The sequence below is a fragment of the Acinetobacter sp. NigerLNRRAM0016 genome (assembly GCF_054112845.1).
The window spans coordinates 29,276-41,873 of sequence record NZ_JBSYVT010000030.1; the positions used below are offsets into that span (position 1 = coordinate 29,276).

General features: G+C 40.5%; 8 protein-coding genes. All 8 read right to left on the minus strand.

The features are described from left to right. Window positions 1–192: 192 nt before the first annotated feature. The gene (ppk1, locus tag ACWQ4X_RS15335; protein WP_004907085.1) at window positions 193–2,271 is read right to left on the minus strand and encodes a polyphosphate kinase 1; all 2,079 of its coding nucleotides are present in this window, start codon (window positions 2,269–2,271) and stop codon (window positions 193–195) included. 112 nt (window positions 2,272–2,383) lie between these two features. Then, entirely contained in the window at window positions 2,384–3,652 is a 1,269-nt protein-coding gene (locus tag ACWQ4X_RS15340) for an MgtC/SapB family protein (RefSeq protein ID WP_004907087.1), read from the minus strand. Between the two features lie 49 nt (window positions 3,653–3,701). After that, window positions 3,702–5,294: a Na/Pi cotransporter family protein gene (locus tag ACWQ4X_RS15345; RefSeq protein ID WP_178962384.1), complete on the minus strand. Its 1,593-nt coding sequence runs from the start codon at window positions 5,292–5,294 to the stop codon at window positions 3,702–3,704. Window positions 5,295–5,434: 140 nt separating this feature from the next. Next, window positions 5,435–6,559: an ABC transporter permease gene (locus tag ACWQ4X_RS15350; protein WP_457904212.1), complete on the minus strand. Its 1,125-nt coding sequence runs from the start codon at window positions 6,557–6,559 to the stop codon at window positions 5,435–5,437. Between the two features lies 1 nt (window position 6,560). Continuing rightward, complete coding sequence (gene rbbA, locus ACWQ4X_RS15355; RefSeq protein WP_457904213.1) at window positions 6,561–9,317, minus strand: ribosome-associated ATPase/putative transporter RbbA; 2,757 nt, start codon at window positions 9,315–9,317, stop codon at window positions 6,561–6,563. Beyond that, window positions 9,314–10,372 (minus strand): HlyD family secretion protein, encoded by a 1,059-nt coding sequence (locus ACWQ4X_RS15360; protein WP_004907097.1) that lies wholly within the window; start codon window positions 10,370–10,372, stop codon window positions 9,314–9,316. The genes rbbA and ACWQ4X_RS15360 overlap by 4 nt, the downstream gene beginning before the upstream one ends. Before the next feature lie 18 nt (window positions 10,373–10,390). Beyond that, window positions 10,391–11,788, minus strand: a complete 1,398-nt coding sequence (locus tag ACWQ4X_RS15365; protein WP_004985741.1) for an efflux transporter outer membrane subunit — start codon at window positions 11,786–11,788, stop codon at window positions 10,391–10,393. A gap of 4 nt (window positions 11,789–11,792) precedes the next feature. Next, window positions 11,793–12,488: a TetR/AcrR family transcriptional regulator gene (locus tag ACWQ4X_RS15370; protein WP_457904214.1), complete on the minus strand. Its 696-nt coding sequence runs from the start codon at window positions 12,486–12,488 to the stop codon at window positions 11,793–11,795. Between the last annotated feature and the right edge of the window lie 110 nt (window positions 12,489–12,598).

Here is a 12,598-nt window from a genome sequence, read left to right on the forward strand (position 1 = left end):
TAAATGTGTTAAATCAAAAAACAATGACCATCCAACAACTTAAAATATTATATCTGCCTATAACTTTATTTGACAAAAGGTGGCAAAGTGCTTGCTACTTTAAAATTAGTGGCATTCCACCTGTATCGAAAGATCATAATTTCTTAAATGTTGTTGAATAGGCCTAAAAAGAGTTAACTTTAAGTTAAGCATTTACTTTATAACGCTTAACAAAAAGTGCTGCGCATTATGTGGCTTTTCATTTTCTATGCATGAGTTACGCTTCCAACTACCATCACTTTGTAATAGCCATGCTTGTTGATTATCCATTAAATAATTTTCTAACCCTTGCTGATAAATTCTTTTTTTGAGTCTAGTATTTTCAATAGGAAAGCACACTTCAACACGTTTAAATAAATTACGCTCCATCCAGTCAGCACTAGAACAATACACACGTGTATCACCATTATTGTAAAAATAATAGACACGAGTATGCTCAAGAAAACGCCCTACAATTGAGCGAACACGAATATTTTCTGATAAGCCAATTAGGCCTGGACGTAAACAACAAATAGAACGAATGATTAATTCTATTTGCACACCAGCTTGAGAAGCTTCGTATAATTTATTAATCAATTGAACTTCGGTTAGTGCATTGACCTTAATGATAATTTTTGCCGGTTTCCCTGCTTTCGCAAGCACAATCTCGTTTTCAATAAAATTCATCAACTGACTATGCAAAGTAAATGGTGCATGTAGAAGTTTCTTTAACTTCACCATTTTGCCCATACCGGTTAATTCTTGAAAAATACGATGTACATCTTCACACAAATCTTGATTGGTCGTTAATAAACCGTAATCAGTGTAAATTTTGGCATTGCCAGCATGATAATTTCCTGTACCTAAATGTGCGTAGCGCACCAGTTTTTGATTTTCTCGGCGTACCACCAAAATCATTTTGGCATGAGTTTTATAGCCGACAATGCCATATACCACCACGGCACCCGCTTCCTGTAAAACATTGGCAACAGCGATATTGGACTCTTCATCAAACCGTGCCCGTAATTCAATCACTGCGGTGACTTCTTTACCATTTCTTGCCGCCTCAGCCAAAATTTGCACAATTTCTGAATTTGCACCGCTACGGTACAAGGTCTGTTTAATGGCCAAAACATGCGGATCTTGCGCGGCTTCACGTAATAATCGAATTACAGGGGAAAATGATTCAAAAGGATGATGCAATAAAATATCTTGTTTCTGCATCGCACTGAAAATATTTGCAGATTTTTTCAGTATTTTTGGAATCACAGGAGTATGTGGCTCATAGCGTAAATATGGGCGTTTAAAATCCGAGACCAATCGAGCCAAATTAACAGGCCCGTCGACACGATACAATTGATGCGTATCCAAATCGAATTCTTTGAGTAAGTATTCATAAATATGTGTTGGACAATTTTTATTGACCTCCAAACGTACTGCCCGACCAAAACGGCGTGAACTGAGTTCGTCTTTTAAGGCTTCCGCTAAGTCTTCAACATCTTCAGTTAACGTTAAATCTGCATTTCGGGTTACTCTAAATTGATAGCAACCCGTTGCCGTCATTCCCGGAAATAAATCAGACACATGAGTATGAATAATTGAAGAGAGCATCACATGATGCTCTTTGCCTTCGGTCAACTCATCTGGCAAACGCACCACACGTGGCAATGAACGTGGTGCAGGAACCACTGCCAAATCGATCTGACGGCCAAAGGCATCCTTACCTTCCAAAGTCACAATGAAATTAAGTGATTTGTTGACCAAGCGTGGAAAGGGATGCGCAGGATCTAAACTTATTGGTGTTAAGGCTGGTGCAACCTGTTCCTGAAAATATTTTTTGACCCAATTAGATTGTGCTTGAGTTAACTCTCCACGTCTTAAAAAGCTGATGCCTTCTTCTCTTAACTGCGGAAAAATTTGCTCATTTAAAATTTGATATTGGCGTTCAATCGCAGCATGTGCTGTCTCCGAAATTTGATGTAAAATTTCTTGTGGGGATAAACCATCAGCCGTTTGTATGTCTCGCTCTTGAACAAAATGTTCCAACATAGTTGCAACACGAATTTCAAAAAACTCATCTAAATTTCTAGAAAAAATTAATAAAAAATTCAATTTTTCTAAGAGTGGATTTAAAGGATCGACCGCTTGTTCTAAGACACGTAAATTAAAATCTAAAATTGACAACTCGCGATTAATATATCGCTCAACTTGACCATATACCGGGGGGGAGGCTTGTGTAACTACGGAATTCATATACTACCCATATTTCTTAAAAGCAATGCCATTTTTAGTTGGCTAAAAATAAATAGAATTACAAAACAAAAACTTAAATATCATTCTAAAATATTGAAAATAAATCCTAAATTTACTGAATAACCATCCAAAGTACCGCCATTAAAATCGCCATATGCAGCATTTGTGCGGGGGCAAAATATAGAAAATATTTCCCGCCACCAGTTAAAAATGCATTGATGCTTTTAGAAAATGCATGTGCAGCCAAACCAATCATCATAGCGTAGACCAACGTCATCTGCTGTGGTGTTCCTTGCATCACCACCGTTGCCATGGCGGCATGCACTTCAAATAAAGAAGCGAAGAATGCCCCAATAATCAAACCGCTATCACCCAACACTACATTCAAGCCATATACCGCTGCTTGAATCACTGTCAGTGTTACCACAATGATCAAGGCTTCCTTAATGCTGAACATCCGACTGTCCATATGCGTAATATCATTTTGTGGTGTAGCCTGTTGACCCATCGTCGCTTTGGATGAATGAATTAACATCAAGGCAATGATCAAAAGCACTGCAATGCCAATACTGCAAGGCAACAATAAAACCTTAAACCAAGCAAAATTAATCCCTGCGACAATAATCAGCAGCTGTAACAGGGTCGCAATACAGGAAATTAAGCCTGCACCAGCATTAGATTTGGCTTCTGCTTTGCCTGAACGGACTTCCATGCCCAAACTGGCAATAGTTGCGGTGCTAGAAACAAAACCGGATGCCAAAGATGACAACATCAAGGCTTTATTGTTTGGCAAGAGACGTTTAGCAATATGTGCCAAGGACTGTACGCCTAAAATCATGATCAGCAGTTTTAGAATCACATATGGATTGAGTACTGTGCCCCACATTGCCTGATCCGGCATCAGTGGCAAGGCAATTAAAATCAGTGCCAGTAAAAACAAACCGTCACGCAGTTCAAAATGCTGAATCCAATTGCCAGCAAAATAATGCAATGACTGCTTGCCCATTAAAATCAGACACAACACTACCGCTAACCCTGCAGCAAGCGGCACATTAAACACACATAATGCACCAATCAAATAGGTCATCAAAAATGCCAGTTCAGTGGTCGCACCAATATCCTGTTTTTGTTTAATCAGGCTATAAACACAAAAAGTCGTGACTGAAAATGCACCTAAGATACCTACTGCAAGATGTAGTAAAAAACATACTGCCCCAAGCAAGGCGCAAATGGTAAATGAACGCAGTCCGGCAAAACTGGGTTCACTTTCTTTACGATTATGCCTTTCCCGTTCTAAACCGATTAATAAACCGCAGCCTAATGCAGATACCATGACTCTCAATAATTCTTGAAAGGACAAATCTAGTAATACAGTATTCAATTTCTTAGCCTCAACACAGCTGGATAAAAAATGCGATGAACCACATTCATCAAGACTCCTCTAAAAGACGCTCATACATCACGTTAGAGAAACGATAGCTATGTGCAATTAAGCGATCCATCCAACGCTGTGCAGCTAATAATTCCACCCCTTTGGATGCGCTTAATTGATTTACTTCGGTATATTCCATGACTTTTTTACGCGTTTCGGCACGATGGCTACTGGTCCATTTTTTTAACTGATTTAAATCGGCTCTAAGATTTTCAATGACTGACCGATCTGCTAACTGTTCTATATGTGAAAAGTAACTTTCTAAAATATTGCAATAATCTAGTGCTAACTGAAAAATTGCCGGCTGTGTTCGTAGCAATATGGCATTATCTAAACGCTCTAAATCATTATGTAAGACACGTACATAGACCATTACTCGCAGTAATGATAAGAATTTTTGTTTGAGTGCAGGATGCTCAGGAATCGCTATTTTTTCTAAATACTGCTCAATATGCTGAATAATCTCATTCAGCGTATTCAACTGTTGCTGTCTAGGTAATGTACCAGTCTGAAAAACCATTTGTAGAATTTTAAAAATCTCAAATATGCTGAAATATACCGCCTTTTCCGCGGCCTGTACTGCAATGGCAGGTACTTGCAAACTTGCATCATCCAGACTGTCTAAAATGGCAGGATTATTACTTGGCAACCATTGGATAATTTTCTGTTCTAAAAATTTCAGACTTGGCATAAACATACATGCCCCCAACACACTGAATGCTGTATGAAACATCGCGAGCATAATCACTTGATCAATGCTGCTGAAAAATGCACTGTGTTTAATCAACCAAAGAAAAAACGGTGCTAACAGGAAAAATGCAGCAATCGCACTCACGAGATTAAAAATCACGTTCACAGCAACTGTTCGTTTGGCATTGATCGAAGCGCCAATCACCGAAATCACGGTAATGCTGACTGCACCAATATTTTGCCCAATCACCATATATAGCGCCTGCGGCAAGTCAATCGCACCACTGACTAAGGCAGCCATAGTCGCTGTAATAGATGCACTAGAGGACTGCAGCAGCATTGCCATAATGATGCCGATCAGCACCAAAACCAATTGTGACCACAAGCTGTCATAACCAAAAAAGGATAAATCTGAGTGTACAGCAAACCCCGCCATGGCTTTTTGCAAAACATCGATGCCAAAGAAAATCAGACCAAAGCCTGCAATCACAAGGCCCAATAAGGCCATTTGGCCTTTAGCGATGAGTTTAAGCAGAGCGCCTAAAGCAATCATCGGTAATGCCAACATGGAAATGGAAAATTTCATGCCCAAAAATGCCACAATCCAACCAGTACTGGTTGTGCCGATATTGGCACCAATCACCACACTCATGGCTTGCGTGAAACTAAGTACCCCTGCTCCGACAAAACCAATCGCGGCGACAATTGTTGCTGTAGATGAATGCACCAGCAATGTCATGCCCAAACCTGACAGCATGGCTTTAAACGGTGTTGCCGTAAACCGTGTCAGTAACTCCTTCAAGGTCTGACCTGCAATTTCTTTAAGGCTATCAGTCAGTAACGTCATACCAATTAAAAATAGACCGACACCGCCACATAGTTCAGAGAGAATTTGAAGCACTACATTCCCCTATAAATTTCAAAAAAATTATGCTATTCAATGACATTTATTTAAATCTTGCGCCATTGAATTATTATCAAAGAATAAAAAAAAGCAGGCAGACTATTCAGGGAGTCATCTGCCTGCAAAAGGGAAACTCTTTACGCCATGGTATGAATCGTGTCTTTAAAGCGCTTCCAAGACACATAAAAAAACACTGACGCAATACCTAACAACCATACAAATGATGGCCACACCACATCGAATCCTGCATTACGGTATAAAATGGCCTGAGCCAAAGAGACGAAGTGTGTAGTTGGGGCAATCATCATGACCTGCTGCACAATTTCCGGCATGCTTTCGCGTGGAGTAGATCCGCCTGACAGCATTTGCATTGGAATTAGTACCAGCATCATTAACAAACCAAACTGCGGCATAGATTTTGAAACGGTTGCCATATAAATACCCATCGAAGTGGTTGCAAACAGTGTGAGTAAGGCGCCAAAGAAAAAGAGCGGCAAACTACCATCAATCGGGACATGCAATACACCCTGAATCACGACTTTTAAGCCAACAAATACTGCGATCAATACCACAAGACTCATTGACCAGACTTTGGACATCATGATTTCAAATACCGTTACTGGCATCACCATCAAATGTTCAATGGTGCCATGCTCACGTTCACGAATCAGCGCTGCACCAGTCAGAATAATTGAAAGCATTGCCACGTTATTAATAATCCGCATGACACTCATAAACCATTGATTTTCCAGTGTCGGGTTAAAACGGGAACGTATTGCCAAATCTATCGGTAGCTGGCTAATTTCACGATTGCGAAGTACATATTCATTTACTTCAGATTGAATGATCTGCTGAATATAACCTGCGCCAGACATGGCTTGGGTCATTCGGGTTGCATCCACATTAACCTGAATTTCTGCTGCATCACCCGACAGTACATCCGACTGGAAATTACTCGGAATATTGACCGCAAAGGTAAATTCACCTGCGTCCATGCCTGCATCCATCGTGCCAAGCGTGGTGGTTTTACTGATAAAATTAGGCGGATAAAAGGCTGAAGAAATCCGTTCCGACAAGGTAGAGTGATCCTCATCCACAATCGCAATCGGTGCCATATTCAAGGTATCTTTGACCGCTGTTGATGCGGTATATACTGAGATGGTAAAGGTGTAAATAATCAGCACCAACATGGCAGGATCACGCCACAGGCTCCAAAGTTCTTTACATCCGAGCTGATAGATATTCTGTACTTTTTTGAACATCTTATTGCTCCTGTTTCTTCAGCAAGGCAATAGCAGCAAACATTACTACCGGAACAGCCATGGCCATGATCCAAATGGCCTGTTTCAAATCATCAAAGCCCAAACCTTTATTAAAAATTCCACGACTGATATTGACCATATACGTTGCCGGATAAATTTCCCCAAACCAGCGTCCAAACCCATCCAAAGACGATACAGGATTGATAATTCCAGCAAACTGCATAACTGGTATCAAAGTCCCAATCATGACTAAAAACATTGAAGCAATCTGGCTTTTGGTAATAGTAGATGCCAATAGGCCCATACCTGTGGCAAAAATTACAAACAAAAAAGAAGCTAAGGTCAGAGCAAAGAAGCTACCTTTTACAGGTACATCAAATAAAGTAACCATGACCAAACACATAAGGAAATAGTTCAACATTGCCAACACGATATACGGAATCTGTTTACCAATTAAAAATTCTGTCCGCGTCACTGGTGTGACATACAAATTCACAATCGAACCTAATTCTTTTTCTCGCACCACAGATAAAGCAGTCAACATGGCAGGAATCAACAGTAATAATAAAGGCAATACTGCGGGGGTCATCGCAGGTAAACTTTTAATATCTGGGTTATAGCGGTAACGAGTTTCAACACTCACAGTACTAGATGTTTTATAACCACTTTGTTCCAATGCTTTTTGCATCAGCCAATACGTGTGAATCCCCTGCACATAACCTTGTACGGTTTCTGCACGTTGTGGCATTGCACCATCAATCCACACCCCGACTTGCACCTGTTCGCCACGCGCCACATCTCGAGCAAAATTAGGCGGAATTTCTATCGCTAAGGAAATTTCACCGCTACGCATTCGCCGATCGATATCGTCATAACTTTGCAACGGTGGTTTTTCAATAAAATAGCGTGACCCCGCAATACTCATGCTGTAATTCTGACTCAAACTGCTTTGATCATGATCCAGTACCGCAAATTTTAAATCTTCTACATCCATGGTGATGCCATAACCCATCACCAACAGCAAAATCAGTGACCCCATTAATGCCATGGTCGCTCGAATGGGATCTCGTGCCAGTTCCAAAGTTTCACGCCATGCAAAACTGAATAAACGCAGCAAACTAAATTTTTTCGGTGTTGTGTCAATTTCTTTATTGTCGGAAACTTCGCTAATATTTGCTTCAGCATCTGTTGGCTGATCTTTCGTGCCTGCACCTGCATCAATCAAGTAACCAATAAAGGCTTCTTCAAGCGTTTCAGCCTGACGATTTTCAATTAATTGTGCAGGAGATGCACTATCGAGTACCCGCCCAGCGTGCATCATCGACATACGGTCGCAACGCAAAGCTTCATTCATAAAATGCGTAGAAATGAAGATGGTCACGCCATCATTGCGTGATAAATTGATTAAATATCGCCAAAAATTATCACGAGCAATCGGATCAACCCCCGAAGTTGGTTCATCCAAAATTAAAATTTCAGGATTATGCACCAATGCCACTGCAAGCGATAAACGCTGACGCACGCCCAAAGGCAAATCATCGGGCAGTTTTTCTTTGACTTCTTCCAGGTCAAAACGCTCCAGCATGAGCTGTACACGTGGCTCAATCTGTTCTTTTGGTACATGAAATAATTTGGCATGTAAGACCAAATTCTGCACAATGGTCAGCTCGCTGTATAGGGAAAATGCCTGCGACATATAGCCGACACGGCGACGAGTTTCAATATTGTTGCCCTCTACAGGCTCACCAAACAGCCACGCCTGACCTTCTGAGGCTTCTAAAAGTCCCGTCAGCACTTTCATGGTGGTGGATTTACCACAACCATTCGAGCCTAAGAAACCAAATATTTCACCACGCTTAATTTTAAAATTAACATGATCTACCGCAGTAAAATCACCAAATTTCACTGTTAAATCTTGCGCTTCAAGAGCATAGCTTTCTGAACCGTAGTCAGGTAAAGGCGGAATCACCACAGGCTCATAGCCGAGCTTTTTTTCTTCTGGCAATAGTTGAATAAAAGCATCTTCTAAACTGTTACATTGCGTTTCAGTCAATAATTCTTGTGGTGTGCCAGTTTTTAAAATCTGCCCATCATCCATCATCGCCAGCCAGTCAAAGCCTTGTGCTTCATCCATATAAGCAGTAGCAACAATAACACTCATCTGTGGACGAACTTTGCGAATGCGGTTAATCAGTTCCCAAAATTGCGCCCGTGCCAAAGGGTCAACCCCTGTGGTCGGCTCATCTAAAATCAGAAAATCGGGATCATGAATCAAAGAACAGCACAGACTTAATTTCTGCTTCATCCCACCCGATAATTTACCCGCAGGACGGTCGAGAAAATTGTACAAGCCTGTGCTTTTGGTCAGATCATCAATCCGTTTGCGTCGCTCGGCAGCATCATGCCCAAACAGACGTGCCACAAACTGTAAATTCTCTTCAACCGATAAAGTTTTATATAGGTTTTTCCCTAAACCCTGCGGCATATAGGCAATATGTGGGCAAACACGGGTACGGTGTTGTTTATCGGCAATATCACCGCCCAACACCTTTAAGCGACCTTGCTGTACAATTTTCGCCCCTGACAGCAAAGCCAATAGACTGGATTTCCCCACCCCATCTGGACCGATTAAACCGATCATGCAGCCTGCTGGTAAGGATAGCGACACTTGATTCAGTGCAACCGTTTTTCCATATTTCAGACTAACATTTTCAATTTCTGCAACAACCGATCCTTTTTCAGATTGTTGTGTCATCATTTAACTGTGTTCTCTAAAAATGTCGGCCAAGCTGCCTGATCATCAATTTTGATATATGCCACACCTGGCAAACCTGTTTTGACTTGTTCGATATATTTGTTCAATAAAGTTGGATCAATTTTCGCTTTAACACGGAACATCAGTTTTTGACGTTCGCTTTCCGTTTCCACCGATTTTGGTGTGAACTGTGCAGTATCGGCAACAAAAGACACTGTAGCTGGAATCACCACATTTTTCGCAGCATCCAATACAATACGTACTTCTGTTCCAATAGCAATTTTACCTGCAACGGTTTCAGGCAAAAAGAACGTCATATACACATCAGATAAATCAATCAGATTGAGCACACGCCCGCCCGCTGCCACCAACTCACCCGGCTGCGCGACACGGAACTGAACACGTGCTTTTAATGGTGCACGTAACTGTGCATCATCCATATCAAATTTAATCCGTTCCACCGAGGCTTTGATGGCATCGACTTGAGAATGTGCGGCTGACACTTGGCTTTTAGACGCAACAATTGCCCCTTGGGCACTTTGTACCTGTGCTTTGGCTGCGCTTAATACCGCAATGGCTTGCTGTGCTGCGGCACGTTCATCATCCAGTTGTTGCTTGGACGATGCGCCTTCTTTGGCTAAAACTTCGGTACGCGCTAAACGATTTTTAGCCGCCATCAGTTCTGTTTCACGCTGTTGTACCATGGCTTCAGCGGCGGCTTTTTCGCTGATCCGCATCGCCACTTGTGCTTCCGCTGTCGCAATCGCATCCTGGGCTTGACGCTGTTGTGCTTCCAATTCACGTAACTGGGCTTCTAAAGTCGAAATTTTAACCCGCGCCAAGATTTGACCAGGCTCGACAAAGTCACCTTCTTTAACCAAAATTTCTTCTAACTGGCCAGATAGCTTACTAGATACGTTAATTTCAGTGGCTTCAATACGTCCATTGCCACTGACTAAGGCATCAGTGTCTGGCTTATTCATATTTTTCCAGATCAGATAAGCGACCAACCCTAAAACAACGATGAACCCAGCAATGGTTATTTTCTTAAAATTCATGTTTAATTACCCAATATTTTAAATTTTTTTTGCAAATGCGGTGTCACCACCCAAGGCAAAATAAAGACTGACATAGGACTGCATTAAGCTACTTTGCGTTTCAATCCATTGCTGTTCTGCACTAAGTAAATTGCGCTGTGCATCCAAAACGTCTAAATATCCCACAGCACCGTTGTCATAACGCAGTTGTGCCAGCCGTGCAGTTTCCTGGAAAGCACTGAGTCCTTGTTTCTGAATCCGTAATTGTTGATCTAAATATTTCTGTTGAACCAGTGCATCAGAGACTTCACGGAATGCGTTCTGTACCGTCTTTTCATACTCTGCCACTGCAATCTCTTTACGCACTTCTGCTAAGGTCAAATTATTTTTTAGACGACCCGCAGTAAAAATAGGCACACTGATACTAGGAGCAAACGACCAAACACTGCTGCCAGATTTAAATAAATCGTCTAAATCTGCACTGGCTGTTCCAAAACTGCCCGTCAGTGCGATACGTGGAAAAAATGCTGCGCGTGCCGCATAGATATTGGCATGCTTAGATTTAAGCATTGCTTCCGCAGCATGAATATCAGGACGGTTCAACAATAAGTCTGAAGGCAAACCCGTTTGTAGCATACTTGTTTTAAAAGTCACTTGATCTAAATCTGTTTTAGGCAAAGAAATCGGCTGTCCCACCAATTGCACTAAATAGTTTGCAGTCAGTGCACGGGATTTCTGTAATTCAGCCACTAAAGCTTGACCATTACTGAGCATTGTTTTTGCTTGCATGTATTCCACTTTAGAGCCTGCACCCACCTCAAAACGGCGCTTAAAAATTCGTACTGATTTTTCATAATTCTGTACAGAGCGCTGAGCAAAATGGATGCGTTTATCCAGTTCAGATAACGTTAAATAACTTTGAACAGTTTGCTGCATAATACTATTGCGTGCTGCACGCACATTGCTTTCAACTGCAAGAAATTGCTGCAAAGCCGCTTCATTCAAGCTGCGGATACGACCCCACAAATCCAGCTCCCATTGGTTCATGCCAAGACCCACAGAATACTGACTGGATGTCACTTCTCTACCGACATAAGATAAGTCGGCAGGCACATGACTGCGTTCCATGCTCGCAGTACCACCTATATTCGGAAAAAGTTCAGCACGTTGAATGTTATAAGCCGCTTGTGCTTCATGCATACGTAATGAAGCAATCTTTAAATCCTGATTCGCCACTAGTGCCAGATCGACAATATTAATAAGTTGTTGATCTTTGACATAATCAATCCAAGAAAGTGCTTGGTAAGAGTGCTGAGTTTGAATCGGATAATTATGAGATAAAGAAATTTTAGGCTTTTGATAAGGATCTATTTGTTGACAACCAGTAATACTGAATATAATTAAAAAACTACTATATTTTAATTGGGTAAATTGCATAATATTATTCACCCCAAAAATTAACAGAATGATAAAAATGAGAATTTGAAAACATATTTTTTAAATGAATATAAACTAACTGCTTCAATCTAATTTCAATATTAAAATTAGGATCTACCATCCAGTTATGAACTAAACCCATCAATGATGTTTTAATAAAATCATGTACCATTTCAATATCTACATTTCGTGATAATTCCTCTAGAGCTAATGCTTCTTTAAGCCATTTAATAGTTTTTTCCTCACGCATATTATGAGATCTTACCAGACATTCATTTAAAATTTTATTTTGCTCTAAACCATAAAATCTCAACCAAAAATATGCTCTATATTTTTCACGATACAAATAAAAATCATCTGAAATACTTAAAATTAATGAATTAATAGCATCTAAACCATATTTATTATTAGTTGCAATTTTAGATTTCTCATTTAACCAGTTTTCCAAATAATTTAAAACTCGAACAAGTAATTGATCCTTAGAACCATAGCGCCGAGAAACTAAACCGCGACTGTATCCAGCATTCACACCTACTGCCTCTAATGTAACTGCATTAACGCCACCTTCCGATAGAAGCTTAATAGTCTGATTCACCATCTTTAAATCAGATTCAATTGCTCTAACCTGTGTCTTTTTCTTAAAAAAAGCATTATTCAAGTTTTCTTTATATTCTAAAACAGTTGAAATCTCAAGACTCACAACAGCCCCCCTCCAAAGACATATAAAAATATTGCTGTCAACAACTTTTTCTGAAAAGAATATAAACTTAAAATAATAAAAGGTCAAAATTTATATTGTAATATTTTAAA

Excerpts from the sequence above, each read along its gene's own strand:
- ACWQ4X_RS15365 (WP_004985741.1), bottom strand. The coding sequence starts at position 11,788 with ATGCAATTTACCCAATTAAAATATAGTAGTTTTTTAATTATATTCAGT.
- rbbA (WP_457904213.1), bottom strand. The coding sequence starts at position 9,317 with ATGATGACACAACAATCTGAAAAAGGATCGGTTGTTGCAGAAATTGAA.
- ACWQ4X_RS15350 (WP_457904212.1), bottom strand. The coding sequence starts at position 6,559 with ATGTTCAAAAAAGTACAGAATATCTATCAGCTCGGATGTAAAGAACTT.
- ppk1 (WP_004907085.1), bottom strand. The coding sequence starts at position 2,271 with ATGAATTCCGTAGTTACACAAGCCTCCCCCCCGGTATATGGTCAAGTT.
- ACWQ4X_RS15360 (WP_004907097.1), bottom strand. The coding sequence starts at position 10,372 with ATGAATTTTAAGAAAATAACCATTGCTGGGTTCATCGTTGTTTTAGGG.